The organism is Salinimicrobium terrae DSM 17865, assembly GCF_000424665.1.
Taxonomy (GTDB): domain Bacteria; phylum Bacteroidota; class Bacteroidia; order Flavobacteriales; family Flavobacteriaceae; genus Salinimicrobium; species Salinimicrobium terrae.
In genome coordinates this window covers 261,918-285,621 of the sequence record NZ_AUKI01000011.1, presented here as the reverse complement: position 1 = coordinate 285,621, position 23,704 = coordinate 261,918, and the positions used below count along the sequence as shown (strand labels likewise).

Below are 23,704 nucleotides of genomic sequence, written 5' to 3'. Positions count from 1 at the left end.
TTTTAAAGTATTTATTACGCTGCTCTAAAAGTCTCCTCCTTCATTACCCATATCATCACCATTCGAATCTTGTTGCTGACGTCTCTGATCTCTTTTTTGCTCATTAAATCTGTAGGTTAGAGAAAGGGTAATACTACGTTGTCTCCACTGGAACTCGCTTTCTCTCTCAAAGAATTCTGTGGTAGTAAACGACTCTCTCTTTCTGGAATCGAGCAGGTCCTGTACATTAAGGGTCAAAGAAGCTCTTTCATTAAATAATTCCTTACTCACAGCCATATCTACCATAAATAATCCTTCCGTTTCAGTTTGTGCTCCTTCAGTAGGACCCCTGTAAAACGCATTGGTTTGCCAGTCAATTTTCCAGGGCAGAGTAACCTTTGAGCTAAATCTTCCAAAGTAACTCGTATTCTTTGCACTGTAATCTACCCCGTTATAATCTCCTTCAGTATCAAATTGAAAAAAGTTGAAGCTACCATTAAGTCGAAGCCATTGAGTGGGATTGTATAATAGACCGGCTTCGGCACCTATCCGGGTGTTGGTCGCCAGGTTGATAGGAATGGTTCTTATCACCTGTGTCCCATCTACGGCAGTGGCTCCCTGCTCAACGCGCTCAAATGAATCTGTTTCATGTTGATAATAGGCTGAAGAGGTTAAAGTAAGTTTTTCCCATCTTTTTAAATAACCGAGATCAAATGCATTGGAAAAAGCGGGTTCCAGGTTAGGGTTTCCCTGAAAAATATTGGTACGGCTTGATCTTGATGGAAAAGGATTGATAAACCAGCCGCGAGGCCTGTTAATTCTTCTGTTGTAGCCCAGGGTAACATTTTCCCGTTCCCCAATTTCGTAGATAAGATTCACAGTAGGGAAAAGACCAAGGTAGTTGTTATCAAAATTAGTGTCTATGGGAATACCAAATTCCTCCTCCAGTTCATCCTCTGAGAGGTCCGATTCTATATTACCTTTTAGTTGGGTATTTTCAAGACGAAGACCAAGTAAAAATGAGAATTGTCCGAATCTATTTCCGTATTGGGAATATAGGGAATTTACATTCTCTGTATAGGTAAATTCATTTGAAAGTGGTGAAAGAAGCATATTTTCTGTATCTCTTTCTTCGAGGAACAACTGGTAATCTGTAATCTCTTCTTCAAAATTTCCGCGATAACCAGCTTCAAACTGTGCGTCTTCCCCTATAGGCCTTACATAGTCTACCTGCGCCAGATATTCTGTTTGATTTTCTTCAGTAAAAGTCTCCTCACTTGGGAAAAAAGGATTTTCTTCTGCAAGATCTACTTCTATAGTTTCGTCAATTACTCCATTCTGGGTTTCCATATCACGTTCAAACTGCAAATCGGCAGTTAGTTGGTGACCACTGTTGTTGAATTTATTCATGTAATTAAGAGAGATCTGGTAGCTGTTGTCTTCTTCCATCTCTTTTTCTCGTCTTACACTCTCAAGAGACGAAAAACCTTCCATGAACATCCTGCTGTAATTGGTCGTGAGATCTTCATCTTCCCCGTATCTATAGAACCCTGTAGTCGTTAGGGAGGACATATCATTTATATAATATTCAAATCCAAGGCTGGTATTAAAGTTTCGATTTAAACGATCGATCTGGCGATCTTCGATGATTCGGTCATAACGAGGATTAACTATCTCTCCTGTTTCCTCATCCACATAATCAAAATAACGGGTATCGGCGAAAGAATTTCCAGGAGCATCAAAATATCGGAATCCCGTAGTATTGAAAATATTGAATTTATTGGTTCTGTAGTTCACGTTGGCAGAAAGCCCCACCTGGTCCGGGTGACCAGCGCGTGCGGTAACCGATCCATTAAAGCCAAGAGTCTTTTCTTTGCGTAGAATTATATTCAAAATACCTGCTGTTCCTTCTGCATCATATCTCGCTGAAGGTGAGGTGATCACCTCGACCCGCTCAATTGCATCTGCAGGGAGCTGGGAAAGAACATCGGTATTTCCAAATCCGGCCATGGCCGAAGGCTTCCCGTTGATAAGGATCCGAACATTTTCATTTCCTCTAAGGCTTATTCCTCCTTCGATATCCACAGAGACCGATGGAACGTTATTTAAAGCATCGGCCACAGTTCCTCCTGCGGTCGTCAAATCCTTACCTATATTGTATATTTTTTTATCAAGACGCACTTCCACCTGTGTAGTTTCTGCTGTTACCACAACTTCCTCCAGTTCACCGGCTGCCATTCCAAGGGTAATGGTTCCCATGTCGAGATCACTGTTGATCTGGCGGTTTGGAAATGTTTTGGGTTCAAAAGAAATAAACTCTACTGTAATATTATAGGTTCCTTCCTGAACATCAAAAGAAAAGTTTCCCTGAGGATTAGTAATCCCCCCTGTCACCTTTGAAGGATCTGAAGTACTTTGGAAAGAAATTGTTGCGTATTCCAGCGGAGTCCCCTGTTCATCGGTCACTTTTCCCGAAACTTCGTGCTGGGGAGTTTGTCCTAAGGCTGTAAATGAAAAGAAAAAGATTAGGGAAAAAATCAAGGCACTGTGGTGATGCCGTTTTAAGGTCGTGATCATAGTCGGTTTTTATTCTTGGACAGAGAAAAAACCAAATGGTTTAATTTTTTATTGAAAAAAGTAAACATTTTTCATAACCAACTTATTACAAGCTAATTAATAGACTATTTATTCTAAGTAAAATAGAGTGGGAGAGAGAAAACTTAAAAGCCAACATCTTCTTAACCTGATTCAAAGCTCATCTTTAAGAAGAAGTCTATAAATTAAGCTATTAATTCTTCAATATTGGAAGCGGGTCTGCCTACAACAGCTTCGTGAGTTGTCTCTACAATTGGTCGCTGTATAAGTTTAGGATTTTCGGCCATTACTCTAATAAGCTCTTTATCGCTTAGGTCCCGATCACGGTAATTATCTTTCCAGATTTTTTCCTCTGTTCGCACCAGCTCAATGGGAGCCATATTCAGCTTCTGAAGAAGATCTGTAATTTCTTTTTGACTAAGCGTCTCTTTGAAATATTCTCTCACTTCAAAATCCTTCCTCGATTTCTCCAAAATTTCCAATCCTTCTCTGGATTTTCTGCATCTGGCGTTGTGGTATATTTTGATCATTTTTTTTCAGTTATGAGTTATGACTTATGAGTTGCCAGTTATCAATTATGAGTTATGGGGAATTTGATCATTGATTTGGCTGTTCTTGATATTAAGTTATACTGCCAACTAATTCCTGCGCACTGCTCACTAATCTTCGACCTTCTGTCCCATCATCATGAGAAAAGCCTTAAGAAACTGGTTAATATCACCGTCCATGACCGCATCTACATTTCCTGTTTCTTTCCCGGTCCTTACATCTTTGACCAGTTTGTACGGATGCATCACATAGTTTCTGATTTGTGATCCCCATTCAATTTTCATCTTGGAATCCTCTATTTCCCTGCGCTGTGCCTGTTGCTTCTGAAGTTCGATTTCATATAACTGACTCTTCAGTAACTGCATGGCCTTCGTCTTGTTTTCTAATTGAGACCGGGTTTCAGAATTTTCGACTACAATTCCCGAAGGTGCGTGGCGAAGCCTAACTGCGGTTTCAACCTTGTTTACATTTTGCCCTCCCGCACCAGATGATCTCATGGTTTCCCAGGAAATATCGGAAGGGTTGATATCAATTTCAATGGTATCGTCGGCCAGTGGATAGACATAGACGCTGGCAAATGAGGTATGTCTTTTGGCATTACTGTCAAAAGGAGAGATTCTCACCAATCTATGTACGCCGTTTTCCCCTTTAAGCCAGCCAAAGGCAAATTCTCCTTCTATTTCAATAGTGACGGTTTTAATCCCGGCGACATCCCCCGCCTGGTAATTAAGTTCGCGTACAGAATAGCCGCGATCTTCGGCCCACCGCAGGTACATGCGCATAAGCATTTCTGCCCAGTCACAGCTTTCGGTACCACCGGCACCGGCAGTTACCTGTAGCACTGCGCTTAAGCTGTCACCTTCTTCAGAAAGCATGTTTTTGAATTCCAGATCCTCTATGAGATCTGTAGACTTTTGGTGTCTTTCCTCGACATCTTCGGCCGTGGCTTCTCCTTCCTTGTAGAATTCATAGATCACCTCGAGATCGTCCACAAGAGTGACGGCCTCTTCGTAATCGTCCACCCATTTCTTTTCAGAATTGAGTTCTTTTACAAGAAGTTCCGCCTTTTTTGGATCATTCCAGAAATCGGGAGCCAGGGTCTTCTCCTGGAGATTGGATATTTCTATGTTTTTGGCATCAACGTCAAAGATACCTCCTTAACGCAACCAGGCGATCTTTGAGATCTTTAATAGTATCTATTGTAAGCATACTGTGAATTTTGAACAAAAATAGAATTTATGAGGGTTCCCGGAAACTATTTTACGAATATTTTATAGTTTAGGCCTCTCAATTTGGACCCATGAAAATCTTCTGTACACTCGCTCTTCTCCTTAGTACCATATTAAGTGCACAAGCCCAATTCCTGGAAAGCAAGGACGATCTTGTAAAGCAGGACGGATATTTTACTTTCTACTATTCAGAAGATGACGATGAAATTTATTTGGAGGTAGATCAACTTAATGAAGAATTTCTTTATGTACCCTCACTCGCCACAGGAATTGGTTCTAATGATATAGGACTGGATCGGGGCCAGTTAGGAAGTGAAGCTTTAGTAAAGTTTGAAAAGGCGGGAAATAAACTGCTCCTGGTACAGCCCAACCTGAAGTACAGGGCTGTGACAGAAAATGATGCCGAGAGGAGAAGCGTGGAGGAGGCTTTTGCAAAGTCAGTTTTGTACGGATTTGAAATAAAGGAAGAAAAGGACGGAAAATACATAATAGATCTCACTCCTTTCCTGATGGAAGATGCCCACGGTGTTGCGTCCCGCTTACAACGAGGGAACCACGGGAATTTCAAAATAGATAAATCAAAAAGTGCACTATATCTTCCACGCACAAAAGCCTTTCCTGAGAACGTGGAATTCGAGGCTATGCTGACGTTTGAAGGCGCAGCAACGAGTGGTGCTTTAAGAAGTGTAGCGCCTAATCCCGAGAATATTTCAGTTAATCTACATCATTCTTTTGTAAAATTGCCGGATGCAGGTTATGAAAAGCGGCCTTTTGCTCCCGGAAGTGGAGCTATATCCATGTCCTACTTCGACTACTCAACACCCGTTTATGAACCAATTGAAAAACGATTCATAATACGCCATAGATTGGAGAAGAAAGATCCCGATGCCATGGAAAGTGAGGTTGTAGAACCTATTGTTTATTATCTGGATCCCGGCACGCCTGAACCTGTAAGGTCTGCTTTACTTGAGGGTGCAACATGGTGGGCAGAAGCTTTTGAAGCTGCCGGTTTTAAAGATGCTTATCAGGTTAAAATGCTTCCTGATGATGTAGATCCGCTAGACGTACGTTATAATGTGATACAGTGGGTACATCGGTCTACTCGTGGATGGAGCTATGGAGCGAGTGTCGTAGATCCCAGAACAGGAGAGATTATTAAAGGTCACGTGAGCCTGGGGAGTTTAAGGATAAGACAGGATCTCATGATCGCACAGGCATTGATGAATAAGCCTTTTGCCGAGCGGGATGATAACTATGATGAAATGATGGAACTTGCACTGGCAAGAATTCGTCAGCTATCTGCTCATGAAATTGGACATACACTTGGTTTTGCCCATAACTTCGCTGCAAGTACAAACAACAACTCTTCTGTAATGGATTATCCCCATCCTATGATCAGTTTAGTTAATGGGGAACCAGACATTAGCAATGCTTACGATACGGGAATAGGAGACTGGGATAAATTTACGATAAAATACTCCTATGCCCCGGTTCCTGCAGGGGTTTCACAGGAGGATTTTTTAACTGATGTACTGGCAGAAGCACAGGAAAAAAACTTGCACTTTATTAGCGACAGTGATGCACGCCCTGCTGGAGGGGCACATGCAGATGCTCATTTATGGGATAATTCTGAAGATCCTGCTATAGAACTACAAAGAGTCCTTGAATTGAGGAAACAAGTCATTCAAAACTTTTCTGTTGATAATATCAGGACGGGAGAGGCCTATTCTTTATTGGAAGATGTCTTTGTGCCGCTGTATTTTTTTCATCGTTATCAAACCGAAGCAGCGGTAAAATATATTGGAGGTCTTAATTATTCTTATTCAGTTAAAGGAGATGAGGGGCCTGTAGTGGAAATTCTGAATAAAGAATCGCAGCAACAGGCTCTTAACATTGTACTTAGTACCCTGGATGCAGAGGTCGTTGCCATACCAAAGGATAAACTGAGTCTTTTCCCGCCAAGAGCTTTTGGATTTTCAAGGTCTCGGGAATCGTTTAAAAGTAATACAGGTGTGGCTTTTGATGCCTTGGGAGCAGCTGCAACGGCGAGTGATATGACGCTGTCCCTGTTACTTCATCCCGAAAGAGCTGCCCGGCTTGTACAGCAAAAAGCAGTCGATGTAAATCAAATAGGTCTTTCTGAGGTTCTTGAAGAATTAATTACTGAATCTGTTAAGGAAAAAAAGGAAGACCCTTACCTCCAAGAGGTGCAAAATTCGATCAATCACAACGTACTTCAGCATTTGATGAATCTGGCGGTTCATAAAGATGCTATTCCACAGGTAAAAGCATTTACCAACTTAAAGCTTGTAGAGCTGGAAGAATGGCTGAGAAAGAACAGGAAGAAAAATCCGGTAATGTATCGGCAGTTTCTAGAGGACATCAGGGAGTTTCAGAAAGATCCTTCAGAATTTAAGGCTCTACCTGTTGCTCCTCAAATTCCGGATGGTTCGCCAATTGGAACTTTTTAAAAATTATTCCGAAGAATATATAAAGAAATAAGAGCATGAAAGAAATAGACCTTAGAAGTGACACTGTCACAAAACCTACCGAAGGGATGATGCAGGCCATGATGAATGCCGAAGTCGGGGATGATGTTTATAAAGAAGATCCCACCGTTAATAAGCTGGAGAGAAAACTGGCCGATATGTTTGGGATGGATGAAGCGCTTTTCTTCCCAACAGGGAGTATGGCCAACCAGGCTGCAATTAAATTGCATACTCAGCCGGCAGATCAATTAATATGTGATAAATGGGCTCACGTTTTTAATTATGAAGGTGGTGGAGCATCGTTTAACAGCGGCGTTTCCTGTAAACTGGTTGACGGCGACCGCGGGATGATCACTGCAGCCCAGGTGGAGGAAAATATTAATCCGCCAGACTTTTATCACAGTCCGTTGACAACGCTTGTATGTCTTGAAAACACCACAAACAAAGGTGGGGGGGCTTGTTATGATTTTGAAGAGATCAAAAAAATAAGAAAGGTTTGCGATGAGCATAATTTAGGTTTTCATCTCGATGGCGCCCGACTTTTTAATGCGCTTGTAGCCAAGAAGGAAGGTCCCAAGGATTACGGAAAGATCTTCGATACTGTTTCTGTTTGTCTATCAAAAGGTTTGGGTACGCCTCTGGGAACTGTACTTATTGGGAATAAAAAAGTAATGAAGAATGCGATGCGGGTGAGAAAAGTCCTTGGTGGAGGAATGCGCCAGATAGGTTTTATGGCCGCCGCCGGAATCTACGCACTTGACAATCACGTGGAGCGCCTGGCTGAAGATCAAAAAAGAGCTTCAGAAATAGGTAAGACTCTAAAAGAGCAGGATTATATTGGAGAAGTGGAGCCTGTCGAGACCAACATTGTCATTTTCTATCTCAAAAATGCTTCAGATGAAGCAGCTTTTATGAAATCACTTCAGAAGGAGAATATCAGGATTAGTAATATGGGACAGGGGAAACTGAGGGTAGTGACTCACCTGGATTATTCCGAAGAAATGCACCAAAGATTTATTGAGGTGCTTAAAGGCATTAAATTATAAAAAAATATTCCCCTCCAAAAATGTCATTTTTGAAGGGGAATATTTAGTCTTTAGACGGTAGACGGTAAAATGCAATCTAAAATCTCTCGTCTCAAATCTAAAATCTAGGAGCCAAGCATATCATTCATTCCGGGAATATCGGGCATTCCTTCTTTTGCAACGGCCGCTAGTTCGGCTTCATTAACTTCAGTAGCACGGGCTACAGCTTTATTGATAGTTAGCACCAGGTAATCTTCCAGTTGCTCTTTATCTTCTAAAAGTTCATCGGCAATTTCGATGTTCTTGATCTCACGACTGGCGGTAATGGTAACCTTCAGCAAACCATCTGCAGACTGCTCGTCTAAAAGGACAGTTTTTAACCTTTCTTTAGTTTCTTCAACTTTTTTCTGGGTCTCTTTGATCTTGTTCATCATACCCATCATATCTCCAAACATATTGTCAATTTTATTGTTATAACAAAACTACCTAAAAAGGTCATATTAGAGAACTTATAGGTTCAGTTTTAAGTTTTCTTTATAAGAAAGCTTAACTTTGCAGCCGGTAAAATTGAAATGAAAGAATGAAAGTTGCTACTAAAGAAATTATTGCCCCGCGGGTAAAGAAGGTTCCGGTAAAATTGGAGAAACATGGAGATGTTCGGACAGATGATTACTTCTGGATGCGCGAGCGTGAAAACCCTGAAGTTTTAGATTACCTCACCCGGGAAAATATCTATAATGATGAAATGACAGCGCATACCAAACAGCTGCAGGAAGATCTTTTTCAGGAAGTTAAAAAACGTATAAAAGAGGATGATTCGTCTGTTCCATATAAGCTAAACGGCTACTGGTATATTACTCGTTTTGAAAAAGGTAAAGATTATCCAATCTATTCCCGAAAAAAAGAAACGCTCGATGCACCCGAAGAAATCCTCTTTGATGTGAACGAGATGGCCAAAGGACATGATTATTTCAAGTTGAGCGGACTTAGTGTAAGTCCTAATAATAAGCTTATTTCCTATGCTGTAGACACTTTAAGTAGAAGAAAATATACTATTTATATTAAGAATTTGGAGACAGGGGAAGTTTATCCCGAAAAAATAAAGAATACCACGGGAGGCGCTACCTGGGCGAACGATAATAAAACACTTTTTTATGCCCGTAAGGATGAAGAAACCCTGCGCAGTGATAAAATCTATAAACATCATCTGGGAACAAAAGCCGTGCAAGATGCACTTGTTTTCTTTGAGGAAGATGAAACTTTTCACACCTATGTTTACAAATCGAAATCACAGCGGTATATCATAATTGGATCTGACAGTACTTTGACTTCTGAGTACAGATTTATTGCTGCCGATGATCCCGATGGAGAAGTGAATATTGTACAGCCAAGAATAAGAGGGTTAGAATATAGTATAGCACATTACAGGGATTGCCTTTACATCATGACCAACAAAGATGGGGCTACCAATTTTAAATTGATGAAAGTCTCCGTTCATGACCCCGGAATGGAAAATTGGGAAGAGGTTATCCCGCACCGGGAGGACGTTTTATTGGAAGATATCGATCTGTTTAGAGATTACCTGGTAGTAAGTGAGCGCAGTAACGGTCTCAACAAGATCCACATTCGCAGATGGGATGGCACAGATTCTTACTTTTTACCCTTTGACAATGAAACCTACACCGCCTTTACCGGCACAAATCCAGATTTTGATACGGAGATACTCAGGTATACCTATAATTCTTTGACAACCCCAACACAGGTTGTGGATTTCAATATGAGAACCAAAGAAAAAGAGGTAAAGAAGGAGCTGGAGGTTCTTGGAGGAAAGTTTAAAAAAGAAAATTACGTTTCCGACCGAATATGGGCTACAGCACAGGATGGTACAAAAATACCTATGACTCTTGTGCATCGAAAGGAACTTAAAAAGGATGGAAATAATCCGGTGTTGCAGTATGCGTATGGGTCTTATGGATCTACAATCGATCCTTATTTTTCAAACGTTCGATTAAGTCTTTTGGATCGTGGATTCATCTTTGTTCTGGCTCATGTGCGTGGTGGAGAATATTTGGGCAGGAAATGGTATGAAGACGGCAAGCTTTTGAAAAAGAAGAACACTTTTACAGATTTTATTGATTGCTCAAATCATCTCATTAGGGAAAATTACACTTCTCCGGAACATTTATATGCCAGTGGTGGTTCTGCCGGCGGTTTACTCATGGGGGCAATAGCTAATTTGGCGCCTCAGCTTTACAACGGAATCATTGCCTCGGTACCATTTGTAGATGTAGTAACAACTATGCTGGATGAGACTATACCACTAACCACCGGAGAGTATGACGAATGGGGAAATCCCAACGATCCCGAATATTATTTTTATATGAAATCCTATTCGCCTTACGACAATGTCATAGCTCAGGAATATCCTCATATGCTTGTGACCACTGGTTTACATGATTCGCAGGTGCAGTACTGGGAGCCTGCAAAGTGGGTTGCAAAACTAAGGGAATTAAAAACTGATTCTAATAAGCTGCTCTTTCATACCAATATGGAAGCCGGTCATGGAGGAGCATCAGGACGTTTTGAGGCGCTAAGGGAAGTAGCTGAAGAATATGCCTTTCTTCTGGATTTAGAGGGAATCAGCCATTAATTAAAATATTTGACTTAAATTTGTTTCGTTTGTGATCGTATTTGTAATAAAACTTTTGAATGCGATTATTGTAAATAACTTCAATTTATGAGAGAAGATTTACAGGTTTTTGATAATGTGTTACAACTAGTAGGTAATACTCCTCTTATCAAATTAAACCGTATCACCCAGGACCTTAAAGGAGACTATTTAGCAAAAGTAGAAGCTTTTAATCCCGGGCACTCCACAAAAGATAGAATAGCACTTTATATAATAGAAGAAGCCGAAAGAAAAGGAATTCTTAAACAGGGCGATACAATTATTGAAACTACCTCGGGAAACACCGGCTTTAGTATTGCCATGGTAAGTGTGATAAAAGGATATGAATGTATCCTTGCGGTGAGTTCTAAATCTTCTAAAGATAAGATTGACATGTTGCGCTCCATGGGCGCAAAAGTGTATGTATGTCCTGCAAATGTCACTGCCGATGATCCCAGGTCTTATTATCAGGTTGCAAGAAGAATGCACGATGAGATCAAAGGTTCTGTATATATCAACCAGTATTTTAACGAGCTGAATATCGAGGCGCATTACCGCACCACCGGTCCCGAAATATGGAAACAGACTGAGGGAAAGATCACTCATCTGGTAGCCTGCAGCGGTACGGGCGGCACGATTTCGGGAACTGCAAGATTTCTTAAAGAACAAAATCCAAATGTGAGGATACTTGGAGTAGATGCGTATGGCTCTGTTCTTAAAAAGTATCATGAAACCAAAGAATTCGATTCTTCAGAAATATATCCTTATCGTATAGAAGGACTAGGTAAGAACCTTATTCCCACCGCTACAGATTTTGAGAGCATCGACAAATTCGTGAAGGTAAGTGATGAAGACAGCGCACATGCTGCACGTCAACTCGCCCGTACCGAAGGACTTTTTGTGGGTTACACCAGTGGCGCAGCAATACAGGGAGTACGGCAGCTGGCGGAGGACGGAGAGTTTAACAAGGACAGCAAAGTTGTCATTATCTTTCCAGATCACGGTTCCCGCTACATGAGTAAAGTCTTTAGTGATGACTGGATGAATGAGCAGGGATTTTTTGATAGCAAAAATGAAAAGGGTGTAAACCGGATAGAATTCATCAGATAGGGCAGGAATTTCTGCTGAAATGTTTCTTTATAATTTTCTTTCGTTTAATACCTTAGGCCTTCAATGGGAAGTAAAGAACTACCTCTGTTAATTATTTTCTGAAGTACAACTTTTTCAGCGTACTTATGGAACCAAATTCTGCAGTTGCTATTTATTTAGTACTTTTGCCGAAGTGAAAAATATATATAATGGCTGATTTATTTGATAAAATATATAAGGACAAAGGACCTTTAGGGAAGTGGAGTGAAGTAGCGGAAGGTTATTTTGTTTTTCCCAAACTTGAAGGCCCTATCTCTAATCGAATGAAATTTCGGGGTCAGGATGTCATCACCTGGAGTGTGAATGATTATTTAGGCCTTGCAAATCATCCCGAAGTTCGTAAGGTAGATGCCGAGGCAGCTGCAGAATGGGGCTCTGCTTATCCAATGGGTGCCAGGATGATGAGTGGTCATACCTCTTTACATGAGAAGTTGCAGGATGAACTTGCTTCATTTGTGAATAAGGAAGCTGCATACCTTTTGAATTTTGGATATCAGGGGATGGTATCTACCATTGATGCCCTGGTTTCTAAAAAAGACGTTATTGTTTATGATGTTGATGGCCATGCCTGTATAATAGACGGGGTACGCCTTCACCTTGGCCAGCGCTTTACCTATAAGCACAATGACATGGAGAGCATAGAGAAGAACCTGCAGCGTGCTGAGAAAATTACCGAACAAACTGGAGGCGGAATTCTTGTTATTTCTGAAGGTGTTTTCGGAATGCGGGGTGAGCAGGGGAAACTGAAGGAAATAGTTGCTCTTAAGGAAAAATATAATTTTAGATTACTTGTTGATGATGCACATGGCTTCGGAACTCTTGGTGCTACTGGTGCGGGAGCAGGTGAAGAACAGAGCGTACAGGATGGAATAGATGTTTATTTTGCAACATTTGCTAAATCCCTTGCCAGTACAGGAGCTTTTATTGCAGGGGATCGTGAGATCATGGATTACCTGAAGTATAATCTTCGTTCTCAAATGTTTGCCAAGTCCCTTCAAATGCAGCTGGTTATAGGTGCACTTAAGCGGCTTGACATGTTGAGAACAATGCCGGAATTAAAGGAAAAACTATGGGAGAATGTAAATGCTCTCCAAAATGGTTTAAAGGATCGTGGATTTGATATTGGAACGACTGAAAGTTGTGTAACTCCGGTCTATCTGGAAGGAAGTATTCCCGAAGCTATGGCCCTGGTCAACGACCTTAGAGAAAATCATGGAATTTTCTGTTCAATTGTAGTCTATCCCGTAATTCCAAAAGGAATGATCCTCTTAAGATTGATTCCTACCGCGACACATACCCTAGAGGATGTGGAAGAAACACTTTCTGCTTTCTCTGCGATAAGGGAACGCCTTGAAAACGGTACTTACAGAAGACTTTCGGCGGGAGTTGAAGCCTCAATGGACAAATAGATTTCTCGAAAATAAATTATAAAATCCCCTTTTAAGAGGGGATTTTTTATGCCTTAACTCGACAATTTTTATAATTTGTTTAGTAGAAAAAAATATTTTTAAGACTTATCTTATTGAAAATAAGTGAAATTATAAAATAAGATAAACTATGAAAGATTTAAAGGTAGCTGTGATCTATTACAGTTCAACAGGAACAAATTATCAATTAGCAAAATGGGCCGAGGAAAGCGCGCGAGAAAAGGGTGCAGAAGTCAGGTTTAGAAAAGTAAAGGAATTAGCACCCCGGGAGGCTATTAATGCAAATGAAGACTGGAAGAAACATTTAGAGGCTACAAAGGATGTTCAGGAAGCTTCAATGGATGATCTCGAATGGGCAGACTGCTATATTTTTAGTGCTCCCACCCGTTATGGGAATTTACCTTCCCAATTCAAACAATTCCTCGATATGACCGGCGGACTTTGGTTCAGTGGGAAGCTTGCTAATAAAGTAGTTAGTGGTATGACCAGCGCCAGTAATGTTCATGGGGGACAGGAATCTACGTTACTCTCTTTATACAAAACTATGTTTCATTGGGGTGCAATAGTTGCCGCACCGGGTTATACAGATGAGGCTATTTTTAATGCCGGTGGAAACCCTTATGGAGTAAGTATTACGGCAGGCAAAGAAGAACTTGGTGAGAAGGTGAAAAAAGCCGTGGCACACCAGGTAAAAAGAACCTTAACCATGGGAAGCTGGGTCAAAAAAGGAAGTAATTAAATCCTTTTTTTGAAGATATATATTTTAATAAGGAAGCTGCTTCGGCAGCTTTTTTTAAAGTACCAGCTCAGAGAAGAGGCGGTTTAACGTGTGGTCCAGATCATAACAAAGACCGGGATGGGGCCTTGATGTTTGAATTACTGAACTTCGTACAGCAGTAAGCCATCTAAAGCGGGAAGGTATATCCATTTGAGCAATAGGACCCCCATCTTTTGAACCCAGACATATCTTTTCAAAGGAAACCAAATTTTTCTCAAGCTGCTCGAGGTCAATGTCAGGACAAAGAATTAGTAATTTTTCAGCATCAAGTTTATATCTTACCTGCAGGTAATTTGATTTTTTACAAAACACCACAAGGCCCACGTTAAGGAACTCTTCCCGTTCTACTCGTGGTACTACCCTAATGGTAGCATATTCATATAAGTGCCTTTCTTGCATTCTGTGCTTCTTTTACAAAAATATTTGAATTCTCAAGTCGAATCTCAAGAAACTGAATATAGGCTTCTTTTATCTCCTCAGCAGAAAGTTCGCTTTCCCGCCACTGCAGCCATTCTTCGGGCAATCCTTCCACAATTTCCCTGATCTTTTTACTTTTCAGCAACTGTTTGATTTCGATATCAACTTCCGGAAGTTGAGATGCCTGGGGCAGCAATACATGGTCTTTTATTAAGCTGAAGGGACTTTTTGCATGCTTTTCCAGGTTAGTCCAGGAATGGTGGAAATAAAAGGAGGCTCCATGGTCTATAAGCCATAGCTCCCGGTGCCAAATAAGCATATTTGTGTTTCGGAAGGTACGGTCTACATTGGTGATCAATGCATCCAGCCACACAATTCTTGAAGCAGTGATTTCATCTACAATAGTAACTGCCGGATCAAAATTAATAGCCCCCGAAAGAAAATGCAGGGCAAGATTAAGCCCTTTACTACCCTGTAGTAGATCCTGAATTTCCTCATCTCCTTCTGTGCGACCAAAGGCTTCATCAAGATTAGCAAATACCAGTTCGGGAACTTTTAGTCCAATTGCCCTTGCGATTTCTCCACCCAGGAATTCGGCAATCAATGCTTTTACTCCGTGCCCTGCTCCGCGGAACTTCAGGACGTATTTGAAATCATCATCGGCTTCGGCCAGGGCAGGAAGAGATCCACCCTCACGCAAAGCTGTAATATAGCGGCAAACAGTGACAGTACGAATGTCTTTTATTTCTCCCATAGAAGATTCAAAAATGGCATTTTCTGAAGCAAATTTAAAATTCTTCAACAGAGTTAAAGGATAATTTTTGAAATATAAAGGCTTTTACACTTTTTGAGCCTTCAGGTTTACTTCATAAGGAAAGGCAAACTCTTGATGTGGTGTTCCTTCCAGCCAGACCGAATGATCCTTCTGATGGAGCACTACAGGCATTCGTTGTTTATTGTTATGGATCTCGCTCATCAATTCATTTGCCCCGGTGGTAACGATGCTATAGGAGTTAAGTCTTTTCCCCGTCACAGGATCATTCCAGTGAGCGTATATCCCTGCGAAGGCAAAAATTTCATCTTCGGAAGAAGTGATGAGATACTTTTGCTTGTTTTTTCCTTTTTCATCCATCCATTGCCATTCATAATATCCATTTGCTATAATTAAACATCGGTTTTCTAAAGAATTTCTAAAAGCAGGTTTTTCATCCAGGGTTTCAATCCGGGCATTGAGCGTAGCTTTTTTCAGTTGATCATTTTTTGCCCAAAAAGGAATCAGTCCCCAGTTGTAAAACAATATTTCGCTGGGAGAAACATCGGTGATCACAGGATTTGGGAGAAATTCGAAGCCGTTGATCTCGTCTTGCGGAATATAAAGTTCTGGTTCAGAAAAGCTGGCATTGAAAGTGTTTTCGATCTCGATAATTCTGGCGTTCAATTTTGTCCTGAAGCACATAGTTTTATTTAAAGATAAAATTTTTTGAAGAATTGAAATGGCGTCAAAAATGACATTTTAATGGCACTTTAATTCCACAAGAGCAATAAAAAATCACCTGGACCTTTGCCGGGTTCAGGTGACTTCAGGAAATAAGGTTACTTCCGTTCTAAGCCAGAAGGCGTTTTTGTTTTTGCTGTTTAAGAGCGTCGCTTACACATCTAAATATTTCTTTTTTCAGTCTTTTGTACTGCCTGGAATAATGGATAACATCATTAAGAATGCTCTTATGCTCCTGCCGGTAGATCCTGCCTTCTTTTGGCTCATCTACATCTTCAAGTAATCTCCTAAGTCTGGTGATGTGCTCATTCACGCGGTTATCCATGATTTTTAGTTCCTTTCGCGACAATTCCAGTTGTTCAATGAGTTCTTTAATGCGGGAAAAGAGCTGCGATTCAATAATAGGCATAGTGTATTCCTTAAGCATATCTTCAAAAAAACGTTGCTCGTCTTTTATAAAGTTTAGTTCAGATTTCCACTGCAAAGAGGAGAAATGCATTTCATCGGGTGTTTTCCACTCAACGTACCTGTAGTTATGTGCCTTATTTTCCATGGCAAATTGATTTTGACTAATTAGTTTTCTTTACTTGTTTGTCTTAAAAGACCGCCAGTATAGGAATAGATTTCCAATTTAAACTTCCTGAATTTTTGCGCAAATTTTAAAATTTTTTGTTCCAGATTTAAATGTTGATCATGGTAAAAAACTTCACAGCTTATGTCTTCGCATTCAAGTATGCCTTCAATATCATACCTGTGATTATGAACTTCCCTGGTAAGTTCAACGTTCTCCTGTTTAAAGTTTTGCAGGGTGTCATAGAAAATTTGAAGGCGCTCATAAAGGTTTAGTATATTCTTTTTAAATATATCTGCACCCAGGTACAGGTTTAAAAAATTGATTTCTTCATTAAAATAGGCCAGTCTCTCTTTCCACCTGTTGTTTTCTTTTAACAGGAGTTCTATCTCTTTTTCATTGGCAGAAAAACTTCTGGATGTGTTCCGGTTCATAATCTGCTGTTTTTAAGTATTTAAGGTAAGAATAATTACCTTCATCAAGATGATAAATGTCAGATATAAAAAAATATTTGCCTGATAAATGGAGGAATATTTGAAGAAAATAGTTACCCTGATAAAATTTAACTAAAATATTTTTAGTTGGTGTATTGAGTGTCAAAAAATAATATACATTTGACGCCTCAAACAATTAATAATTCATTTAAAATGAAAAAATCCTTTTTGACTTTTGCTGCTATCGCATTAGTATTCTCTTTTACTTCATGTAAAGAAACAACTACTGAAACTACTGAAGAAAGTACAGTAGAAGTTATCGAAACTCCGGAGGCTCCTGTTGAAGTGGAGGCTGTTGAGACTGAAGTAGTTGTAGATACTACCAGCACCAGCGGTACTGTAGTAGAAGACATTACAAATACTCCTTCTGTAGAATAATTCATTATTCTTTAGGAACCTGGCATTTCAGAATGTCTGAACAAGAATCCGTGGCGAGAGCCACGGATTTTTTCATTCTAAATAGGGTAGATACCCCGGGGCTTGCCTTGTTAGTAAATGTTGTAAAGTTTAAAACGTGTTCCATTAAAATGCTTCGCGGACTTGTCCCGGAGAAATTATACTTTACTCTTTTTAATCCGCCGCTTCTTGCGACTGGTGGAGTACTAGAACCGGTACTTTAGAAAAGTGTGCCAAATTTTTATATAGTGGGTTTAAGAGCAGGTTTTCTAAAAATGTGTGTTTTTTATTTATAAAAGCCACTAAATTACTTCCCCGACTCTCTACAAAGGAATAAATACCCAATGCTACACTAAGGTATTCCAGCGAATGAAAGGAGTGTCTTACCTCTGCCAGTTTTTTTCCGAGTAATTTCCTGTTGTGATGCTGAGATTCGTTTAATCCTCCTTCTTCCGCTATGTGCAGAATTCGTAGAGCGGCTTCAAATTTTTGGGTAAGGGATATTAGGAAGTGGAGGTCACCGGGGGTAAGTTCTGCTTTGAAGCTGTTTGCCAGAACAATTTCGTTTAGAGGTTGAAATACCATATTAGATGGGACCGATAATACCGGACAATTTTCAATCTCCTCCATTATATTTAATGTATTTGTTCCATAGATAACTTCTTTTGCCCCGGTATGTCCCTGGCTTCCTATAATGATCAACTCTATTTTTCTTTTTCGTAACTCTTTTAATATGGCATCTGTAAGAAGTAAATTGTGAGCCGCTATTTCAAATGAATGGTCTTTTCCCGCAGTAATTTTTAATTCTTCGACTACCTTGTTAATCTTAGTATTTGCATCCTGTCGGTTTTTTTCCAGCAAAGTCTTACCCGGTGTAGCAGATAACTGACTTTTTTCATGGTAATCAAAAACCTTATAGGCATGCATAACTATAAAATCCACCTTTTCTTCCAGGTACATATCCAGGGCATATCTTGCCGCATTTAAGGAATTGGCAGAAAAATCTGTCGGCAAAAGCACTTTTTTCATTTTACTTCCTCTTTTTAGACGGGATGACGAAGAATGGTACCTTCACATTGAAACCTATTTCATTGACAACAGGTGTGAATAAAAGATTTTCAAAAAAGGAATGCTTGTTGTTTATCATTATAAGCATGTCCATATCGTTTTCTTCCTGAAAATCGGTAATGGCACGAATTACACTTTTTCCGGTAATGCTGTAAAAATGGTGTCCAATATCCTTAAATGCCCTCGCCAGGGAATTTTTTCTGCTGGTTTGCGTAGGAGAGAGATCTACTCCAAAATAGACATGAAGTATATGTATTGTGGAGGAGTGGCTAAGGGCAATTTCCTTTAAGGTGTTCAATAATTTAGGAGTTTCCACTTCATAATCTGTAGGGAAGAGCATTTCTTTGGGAGGCTTGTACTCGTAATTAGCGGGTATGGCAAGTAACGGGCAGCGGGCTTTTTTAATGGCGTGTACGGTGTGGGTGCCAAAGAGAATTTCCTGAGCTCCTGTAGCTCCTTTTGTTCCCATTACGATTAAATCAATTTCTTCCTCAATAACCAGCTCTTTTATCTCATCATTCAAAAGATTGAAGGAGGAAACTTTTTTAAATTGATGTTTAGGATTTTTGAAGTTTCGGTTGATCCGCCTTAGAACCCTTTCCAGCCCCTCCATGGATTTGTGTTCATAGATTTCTGTTAAAGTGGGTTGAGTGGCGCTGTAAACGAGATATTCATTGTCATACAGGACAGGTGTGTAGGTATTAAGTAAATAAAAAATACACTCCTCTCCCTCAAAAAGTTGTACTGCGTATTTTACTGCATTGTATGCATTTTCTGAAAAGTCGGTTGGCAACAGGATCTTTTTCATGGGATAAAAATTTAAAAACGGTAAAAATTTTGAAGTACCAGGAACGGGATTTTTGGACGAAGTCCAATTTTATCAATTGTAGAAGTATATAAAATGTTTTCAAGATAGCTGTGACGGGAATTAACGAGGATAAGCAGGTCGATGTGGAGGTTGTCAATCATCTTTTCAATAGCCTGAGTCTTTTCCATTTCTTTGTCATGATGATCCTGCACCTTTAAATCATAAAATTGCTCCAATATGGCCCCTTTATTATCTTTTTGTCTCAAAGTTTCTTCGGAAAAGCGCGAAACGTAAAGCATGTGAATTTCTGAACAGAAGGAACGAGCGATTCCTCCCACTAATTTAAGTTCGCGGCGTTGATAGGGGAGAAGATAATTTGTGGGAAACAATATCCTTCGGGGATCTGAAAATTGGTAATTTTCGGGAATGCTTAGGACAGGGCACTGCACATATTTAACTATTTGCAGAGTATTGCTGCCAAAAGTTAACTTCCGGTCATTGGTTGCACCACGGGTGGAAGTAATGATTAGATCGACATTTTCTTTTTCGGCAAGATCATTCACTTCATCTATTAAAAGCCCGAAAGCCGGGACGGGATGGAAGGAATGTTTAGGGTTGGAGTACAATTGTTTTATCCGGGAGATAATGATCTCCAGCTCCCGGCTACATCTTTCTTTTACGGTGGCTTTATATTCTTCCAGAAAATCCTGGGTAATTACTCCTTCAAAATTGTAAACTTCATCGGCATAAGCGTGCAGCACATAAAATTCGCTTATCTCATATTTAAAGAGTTCTGCAGCATATCTTAATGCATTAAATGCGTTATCTGAAAAGTCGGTAGGAATAATTATTTTTCTCATTTCCTTGCGTTTTAATTAAAGTTAGAGGAAGTTTCCTAAAAGAAACATGACGGGTGTCATTTAAAGAAAAAGAGACTGTCCAGTGATAAGTTCTCGTCAAACTAAACCTTGTTCAGTGAGTAATTTGCTTCTGTGTAGGATGCAATTTATTATAATGACGACTCTTTACCAGTGTGGCAGTCTCTCCCACAGGTTAGGAAACCTTAATGGTTTTTGGCTTTTTGGCTTCCGAACCTTCTCTTTTGTTCAGTTTTAGCTTAAGAACTCCATCTTCGTAATGGGCAGAAACTTCTTTATCCTCATCTACAGATTCCGGAATGCTTACAGATCTTGAGAAGGAATTATAACTGAACTCCCTGCTCACATAACCTTCTTTTTCCTGTTAAGTTACAAAGCATTAGCCTTTGACAGAATGAGAAATGTCATGTTTAGGATAAAATAAGGTGCGAAAAATCCTAGTGTATTTCTTTCAATTTTTCCAGCTGGAGGATTTTTACATCTCGTCCTATTATGTCAATCAAACCATCTTTTTTAAGACAGGATAGACTTCTTATAAAACTTTCTGTTGAGATGCCGGCCACACTCGCCATATCACTCCGGGAAACCTTTATGATTGGAGTAGTATCCTTTTTTACCTTTTCGGCAAATTCCAACAAGGTGCTGGCAGTTTTTTTAAGTACCGATCCGTACGCGGTCTCGAGAAGATGAGTTTTAAGAACATCAAGATCGTGAGAAAGTACTTCGGCAAATTCAAGTATCAACTCTTGGTTTTGCCTGAGTAATTGAACAAATTCTTCATGAGAAATCCTATAAAGAATACTCGTTTCAAGGGCTTGTGCATTCTCCGGATAATGAGAAAATTTAAAACTATAGAAGCCCAAAAAATCCCCTTTTTGAGGTATGTTGGTTATGAGTTCCTTTCCATATTCATCCAGTCTAAAGGTTTTTACCAAGCCGTGTTCAAGCAGGTAAACATTCGAAGCCATCCTGTTTTCCGAATAGATTTCTTCATTTTTCTCTGCCTGTATCTGTTCCCCATAGGTGCGAATATACTCCCTGAATTCTTCCAGGTGAAAATGTGGTCTTTTTCCTCTTTGTTCCTCTTCCTCGCGAAGTATTTGCGTTCGCTTGGACAAACGGCTTTCCAGGGCCAGAATAAGATCTTCTTCATTAAAAGGTTTGGTGATATAGTCATCTGCTCCAAGATTCATTCCCCTTCGTACATCTGCAGGATCTGCTTTCGCAGATAAAAAGATGAAGGGAATATTCCTGGTGTAGCGATTTTGCTGAAGAGATCTGTAAACTTCATATCCATCAACATGGGGCATCATAATATCGGAAATTATGACGTCAGGAAGTTCTTTAAATGCCTTTAGTAAACCACTTTTTCCTTCGTGAGCAAGAAATACCCTGTAACCCGAGAGTTCTAATAACTCCTGAATGTTTTCGGCAAGTACGAGATCATCTTCTATAAGGAGGACCGAACTTTCCATAACGTTATATATTAGGCTGATAAGGAATAAGTTTATTAAGAAATAGAACTTATAATCAGATAGTTAAAGCCATTATAAAGATACGTTATTATAATTTATTTGTGAAATATTTAAGACTTAAAAATCTTTTATTATTCTCTTCTGTTTTTATCTTTAAAAGGTTCTTAACTGAAGTTTAAAGATCTGAACTATAGTTCCTTAAATACATATTTGCTATGAGACCATTTATTTGCCAATGTTGTGGACTTCCATTCTCTCCAAAAATTAGAGGAACAAACCGTGATCAAAGCTTAAGCTCCGATTACTGTCTGGATTGTTTCAAAAATGGGGAATTTCGCGATCATCATCTCACCATACAGGATATGGAGAAGAAGCTATTAATTAGAGCAAGACATCATGATGAAATAAGTCTCGAAGAAGCACACGATACCATTAAAATTCTCCCGGATCTAAAAAGGTGGAGGATGACACATATTCTGTAAAACCCTTTTTATCTACTAAAAAATAACTCCTGCCTCCCCATTAGTCTTTTAGCGTTAATTCTCTTTATCTTTGAATAACTCAAAAATGAGGGCTTAACGATAAAAATAATTTTACATGAAAAACCTAACAAAAACTCTGGCCGTTTTAGTCACCATATTAATGGTTAGCTGCGGCGATGAAAAAAAGGAACAGGAAACGATTACCATCGGGGAAGAGGGTACAATTGAAAAGATAGATACCCGGGACGAGGACCAAACAGCAGCAGATAATGTTGAATCCGGAGAAGCGATTCAGCGTCAGGACGGTGTGGTTCAGATCAATCTTACCGGTGACGATATGATGAAGTTTAACCTTAATGAAATAAGAGTTAAAGCAGGAGAAACCGTAAGATTAACTCTAACACATGTGGGTCAACTTCCTGAAAATGCAATGGGACATAATTTTGTTCTTTTAAAGCAGGGAACAGATGTAGTAGACTTTGGTCAAAGAGCTGCTACCGCATCGGGTAATGATTATATTCCCGAAGGCACAAACAATGTAATCGTTCATACAGAAATGATTGGTGGTGGAGAAGAGACTACTATTGAGTTTACAGCACCCGAGGCAGGTACTTATGACTACATTTGTAGCTTCCCAGGTCATTATATTCAAATGCAGGGAAAATTTATTGTTGAATAAGATTCATTTCATTAAAGGTAGAAAGGCTTTCTTCACAGGAAGCCTTTTTCTATTTATTATTGTTCTTTTTCTCCTCTGTTGCCTGTATCCTTTCCTGTCTTTTGAAGTAACCTCTAAATAAAATGTTGTGTTGCAGTGCTTCCATATTTTCATCAAATTTTCTGGTAGCTTTTTCAATGTTATGAAGAGTGGCATCCAGTTGATCCACTGCACCGGGATTATTAAGTATATAATTAAGTGTTCCTTCCCCACTTCTTATATCATAAGAAAACTGTTCGAGATTGGTCGTCACATTGTTTATCTGTAAAGCAGAAAGCTCCAGATTTGATATGATTCCTTCAATTTGTTTGGCAGCCGTGGTATCGCTTAGTAGTACACCTGCAACACTTTCTTTATAACTCATTTCATCAATTATTGAATTTACCCGGTTTACCATACCAGATACGTTTTGTGTTGCCTGCCTCAAACCTTCTATAGTCTTTTTAAAGTTGTTCGCCATTTCTTCATCTTTTATTAAAACTCCAATCGTGCCTTCTCCTTTATTTATGCTGTTTGTGATCTTCAGTAGGTCAGCAGTTAGGTGTGCAGCATTTTCATTGGTGGTGTTCAAGGTTGTCAGCATATCGGCAGTGGCAATTTTACTTATAGAAGGAATTGTATCACCGGGGTGCACTGGCATTGCAGGGACAGAGCTATTTTCTCCTGGCAAAAGATTTACAATCATGCTGCCAACCAGTCCGTCCGAACTTATGGTGGCAAGAGAATTTTTCCGGATAAGATCCATAGTATTTTGATTGATCCTCATATTCACCGCAATACTGGTATCGTTAATTATCCGTATTTTTTGGACGGTTCCAACATTTACACCGGCAAACCGAACATTATTCCCGGGTTGTAAACCATTTACGTCTTTAAAGACTGAAGTGATAACACTATTATCTCCAAACAAATTTTGACGGTTTCCTATAAAATAAACCGCAGTGACGAAAATCATGATTCCCAGAATCACAAAGATTCCTAATTTGAGGTTTTCTGAGTTAGAATTCTTCATTT

23 protein-coding genes and 1 pseudogene are annotated in these 23,704 nt (G+C 39.6%); 9 read left to right on the top strand and 15 right to left on the bottom strand.

Annotated features, from left to right (window positions below; translation table 11 throughout):
• Positions 1-24: 24 nt before the first annotated feature.
• From H148_RS0103855 to prfB, 3 genes are all read right to left on the bottom strand, one after another.
• Positions 25-2,556 carry a TonB-dependent receptor gene (locus H148_RS0103855; protein ID WP_037324595.1) on the bottom strand — a complete coding sequence of 844 codons (2,532 nt, stop codon included), beginning with the start codon at positions 2,554-2,556 and terminating at the stop codon, positions 25-27.
• Between the two features lie 203 nt (positions 2,557-2,759).
• On the bottom strand, positions 2,760-3,104 hold the full coding sequence (locus H148_RS0103850; protein ID WP_029033623.1) for an ArsC/Spx/MgsR family protein: 345 nt from the start codon (positions 3,102-3,104) through the stop codon (positions 2,760-2,762).
• Positions 3,105-3,233: 129 nt separating this feature from the next.
• Positions 3,234-4,332 (bottom strand): peptide chain release factor 2 gene (gene prfB, locus H148_RS0103845; RefSeq protein WP_156877198.1). Its coding sequence is split into 2 segments (ribosomal slippage): positions 3,234-4,268 and positions 4,270-4,332, totalling 1,098 coding nucleotides; the frame shifts between segments, so codons are not numbered across the junction.
• Positions 4,333-4,423: 91 nt separating this feature from the next.
• Here prfB and H148_RS0103840 point away from each other — a divergent pair.
• Both H148_RS0103840 and H148_RS0103835 read left to right on the top strand, forming a co-directional pair.
• Entirely contained in the window at positions 4,424-6,823 is a 2,400-nt protein-coding gene (locus H148_RS0103840) for a zinc-dependent metalloprotease (RefSeq protein WP_029033621.1), read from the top strand.
• A 35-nt stretch (positions 6,824-6,858) separates the two neighbouring features.
• Complete coding sequence (locus H148_RS0103835; RefSeq protein WP_029033620.1) at positions 6,859-7,887, top strand: threonine aldolase family protein; 1,029 nt, start codon at positions 6,859-6,861, stop codon at positions 7,885-7,887.
• Positions 7,888-7,991: 104 nt separating this feature from the next.
• On the opposite strand, the gene H148_RS0103830 is transcribed toward H148_RS0103835, so the two are convergent.
• Positions 7,992-8,321 (bottom strand): YbaB/EbfC family nucleoid-associated protein, encoded by a 330-nt coding sequence (locus tag H148_RS0103830; protein WP_029033619.1) that lies wholly within the window; start codon positions 8,319-8,321, stop codon positions 7,992-7,994.
• A gap of 125 nt (positions 8,322-8,446) precedes the next feature.
• Here H148_RS0103830 and H148_RS17155 point away from each other — a divergent pair, with 125 nt between their 5' ends.
• From H148_RS17155 to wrbA, 4 genes are all read left to right on the top strand, one after another.
• Positions 8,447-10,516 carry a S9 family peptidase gene (locus tag H148_RS17155; protein WP_037324592.1) on the top strand — a complete coding sequence of 690 codons (2,070 nt, stop codon included), beginning with the start codon at positions 8,447-8,449 and terminating at the stop codon, positions 10,514-10,516.
• 87 nt (positions 10,517-10,603) lie between these two features.
• Entirely contained in the window at positions 10,604-11,644 is a 1,041-nt protein-coding gene (gene capA / locus H148_RS0103820; protein ID WP_029033618.1) for a cysteate synthase, read from the top strand.
• A gap of 188 nt (positions 11,645-11,832) precedes the next feature.
• Entirely contained in the window at positions 11,833-13,092 is a 1,260-nt protein-coding gene (gene capB, locus H148_RS0103815; protein WP_029033617.1) for a cysteate-C-fatty acyltransferase, read from the top strand.
• Positions 13,093-13,240: 148 nt separating this feature from the next.
• Positions 13,241-13,849: an NAD(P)H:quinone oxidoreductase gene (gene wrbA, locus H148_RS0103810; RefSeq protein ID WP_029033616.1), complete on the top strand. Its 609-nt coding sequence runs from the start codon at positions 13,241-13,243 to the stop codon at positions 13,847-13,849.
• Between the two features lie 54 nt (positions 13,850-13,903).
• Here the strand turns inward: wrbA and H148_RS0103805 are convergent, their stop codons facing one another.
• The 5 genes from H148_RS0103805 to H148_RS0103785 form a co-directional block, all read right to left on the bottom strand.
• The gene (locus H148_RS0103805; RefSeq protein WP_029033615.1) at positions 13,904-14,287 is read right to left on the bottom strand and encodes a DUF3037 domain-containing protein; all 384 of its coding nucleotides are present in this window, start codon (positions 14,285-14,287) and stop codon (positions 13,904-13,906) included.
• Positions 14,265-15,059: a HipA family kinase gene (locus tag H148_RS0103800; protein WP_029033614.1), complete on the bottom strand. Its 795-nt coding sequence runs from the start codon at positions 15,057-15,059 to the stop codon at positions 14,265-14,267. The genes H148_RS0103805 and H148_RS0103800 overlap by 23 nt, the downstream gene beginning before the upstream one ends.
• Before the next feature lie 84 nt (positions 15,060-15,143).
• Positions 15,144-15,761, bottom strand: a complete 618-nt coding sequence (locus tag H148_RS0103795; protein ID WP_029033613.1) for an SOS response-associated peptidase — start codon at positions 15,759-15,761, stop codon at positions 15,144-15,146.
• Between the two features lie 148 nt (positions 15,762-15,909).
• Positions 15,910-16,353: a hypothetical protein gene (locus H148_RS0103790; protein ID WP_029033612.1), complete on the bottom strand. Its 444-nt coding sequence runs from the start codon at positions 16,351-16,353 to the stop codon at positions 15,910-15,912.
• Between the two features lie 20 nt (positions 16,354-16,373).
• The gene (locus H148_RS0103785; RefSeq protein ID WP_029033611.1) at positions 16,374-16,805 is read right to left on the bottom strand and encodes a hypothetical protein; all 432 of its coding nucleotides are present in this window, start codon (positions 16,803-16,805) and stop codon (positions 16,374-16,376) included.
• Positions 16,806-17,018: 213 nt separating this feature from the next.
• On the opposite strand from H148_RS0103785, the gene H148_RS17150 reads away from it, so the two are divergent.
• A complete protein-coding gene (locus tag H148_RS17150; RefSeq protein WP_037324589.1) occupies positions 17,019-17,243 on the top strand; it encodes a hypothetical protein in 225 nt (74 codons plus the stop codon).
• 192 nt (positions 17,244-17,435) lie between these two features.
• Here H148_RS17150 and H148_RS0103775 read toward each other — a convergent pair whose 3' ends face one another.
• The 5 genes and pseudogenes from H148_RS0103775 to H148_RS0103755 form a co-directional block, all read right to left on the bottom strand.
• Positions 17,436-18,290, bottom strand: coding sequence for a universal stress protein (locus H148_RS0103775; protein WP_029033610.1), 855 nt, complete (start codon positions 18,288-18,290; stop codon positions 17,436-17,438).
• A 1-nt stretch (position 18,291) separates the two neighbouring features.
• Positions 18,292-19,137 carry a universal stress protein gene (locus H148_RS0103770; protein ID WP_029033609.1) on the bottom strand — a complete coding sequence of 282 codons (846 nt, stop codon included), beginning with the start codon at positions 19,135-19,137 and terminating at the stop codon, positions 18,292-18,294.
• A gap of 11 nt (positions 19,138-19,148) precedes the next feature.
• The gene (locus H148_RS0103765) at positions 19,149-19,997 is read right to left on the bottom strand and encodes a universal stress protein (protein ID WP_029033608.1); all 849 of its coding nucleotides are present in this window, start codon (positions 19,995-19,997) and stop codon (positions 19,149-19,151) included.
• A gap of 193 nt (positions 19,998-20,190) precedes the next feature.
• Positions 20,191-20,364, bottom strand: a pseudogene (locus H148_RS18465) (Hsp20/alpha crystallin family protein); the annotation flags it as partial.
• 88 nt (positions 20,365-20,452) lie between these two features.
• On the bottom strand, positions 20,453-21,490 hold the full coding sequence (locus H148_RS0103755; RefSeq protein ID WP_037324587.1) for a response regulator: 1,038 nt from the start codon (positions 21,488-21,490) through the stop codon (positions 20,453-20,455).
• A 215-nt stretch (positions 21,491-21,705) separates the two neighbouring features.
• Between H148_RS0103755 and H148_RS0103750 the strand changes: the two genes are divergently transcribed.
• Together H148_RS0103750 and H148_RS0103745 are read left to right on the top strand one after the other, a co-directional pair.
• On the top strand, positions 21,706-21,972 hold the full coding sequence (locus H148_RS0103750) for a zinc ribbon domain-containing protein (protein WP_029033606.1): 267 nt from the start codon (positions 21,706-21,708) through the stop codon (positions 21,970-21,972).
• Between the two features lie 115 nt (positions 21,973-22,087).
• Positions 22,088-22,651, top strand: coding sequence for a plastocyanin/azurin family copper-binding protein (locus H148_RS0103745; protein WP_029033605.1), 564 nt, complete (start codon positions 22,088-22,090; stop codon positions 22,649-22,651).
• Positions 22,652-22,700: 49 nt separating this feature from the next.
• Here H148_RS0103745 and H148_RS0103740 read toward each other — a convergent pair whose 3' ends face one another.
• On the bottom strand, positions 22,701-23,702 hold the full coding sequence (locus tag H148_RS0103740) for an MlaD family protein (RefSeq protein WP_029033604.1): 1,002 nt from the start codon (positions 23,700-23,702) through the stop codon (positions 22,701-22,703).
• Between the last annotated feature and the right edge of the window lie 2 nt (positions 23,703-23,704).

Coding starts and splice junctions, on each gene's coding strand:
- H148_RS0103855 (WP_037324595.1), bottom strand. CDS start 2,556: ATGATCACGACCTTAAAACGGCATCACCACAGTGCCTTGATTTTTTCC.
- H148_RS0103850 (WP_029033623.1), bottom strand. CDS start 3,104: ATGATCAAAATATACCACAACGCCAGATGCAGAAAATCCAGAGAAGGA.
- H148_RS0103840 (WP_029033621.1), top strand. CDS start 4,424: ATGAAAATCTTCTGTACACTCGCTCTTCTCCTTAGTACCATATTAAGT.
- H148_RS0103835 (WP_029033620.1), top strand. CDS start 6,859: ATGAAAGAAATAGACCTTAGAAGTGACACTGTCACAAAACCTACCGAA.
- H148_RS0103830 (WP_029033619.1), bottom strand. CDS start 8,321: ATGTTTGGAGATATGATGGGTATGATGAACAAGATCAAAGAGACCCAG.
- H148_RS17155 (WP_037324592.1), top strand. CDS start 8,447: ATGAAAGTTGCTACTAAAGAAATTATTGCCCCGCGGGTAAAGAAGGTT.
- capA (WP_029033618.1), top strand. CDS start 10,604: ATGAGAGAAGATTTACAGGTTTTTGATAATGTGTTACAACTAGTAGGT.
- capB (WP_029033617.1), top strand. CDS start 11,833: ATGGCTGATTTATTTGATAAAATATATAAGGACAAAGGACCTTTAGGG.
- wrbA (WP_029033616.1), top strand. CDS start 13,241: ATGAAAGATTTAAAGGTAGCTGTGATCTATTACAGTTCAACAGGAACA.
- H148_RS0103805 (WP_029033615.1), bottom strand. CDS start 14,287: ATGCAAGAAAGGCACTTATATGAATATGCTACCATTAGGGTAGTACCA.
- H148_RS0103800 (WP_029033614.1), bottom strand. CDS start 15,059: ATGGGAGAAATAAAAGACATTCGTACTGTCACTGTTTGCCGCTATATT.
- H148_RS0103795 (WP_029033613.1), bottom strand. CDS start 15,761: ATGTGCTTCAGGACAAAATTGAACGCCAGAATTATCGAGATCGAAAAC.
- H148_RS0103790 (WP_029033612.1), bottom strand. CDS start 16,353: ATGGAAAATAAGGCACATAACTACAGGTACGTTGAGTGGAAAACACCC.
- H148_RS0103785 (WP_029033611.1), bottom strand. CDS start 16,805: ATGAACCGGAACACATCCAGAAGTTTTTCTGCCAATGAAAAAGAGATA.
- H148_RS17150 (WP_037324589.1), top strand. CDS start 17,019: ATGAAAAAATCCTTTTTGACTTTTGCTGCTATCGCATTAGTATTCTCT.
- H148_RS0103775 (WP_029033610.1), bottom strand. CDS start 18,290: ATGAAAAAAGTGCTTTTGCCGACAGATTTTTCTGCCAATTCCTTAAAT.
- H148_RS0103770 (WP_029033609.1), bottom strand. CDS start 19,137: ATGAAAAAGATCCTGTTGCCAACCGACTTTTCAGAAAATGCATACAAT.
- H148_RS0103765 (WP_029033608.1), bottom strand. CDS start 19,997: ATGAGAAAAATAATTATTCCTACCGACTTTTCAGATAACGCATTTAAT.
- H148_RS0103755 (WP_037324587.1), bottom strand. CDS start 21,490: ATGGAAAGTTCGGTCCTCCTTATAGAAGATGATCTCGTACTTGCCGAA.
- H148_RS0103750 (WP_029033606.1), top strand. CDS start 21,706: ATGAGACCATTTATTTGCCAATGTTGTGGACTTCCATTCTCTCCAAAA.
- H148_RS0103745 (WP_029033605.1), top strand. CDS start 22,088: ATGAAAAACCTAACAAAAACTCTGGCCGTTTTAGTCACCATATTAATG.
- H148_RS0103740 (WP_029033604.1), bottom strand. CDS start 23,702: ATGAAGAATTCTAACTCAGAAAACCTCAAATTAGGAATCTTTGTGATT.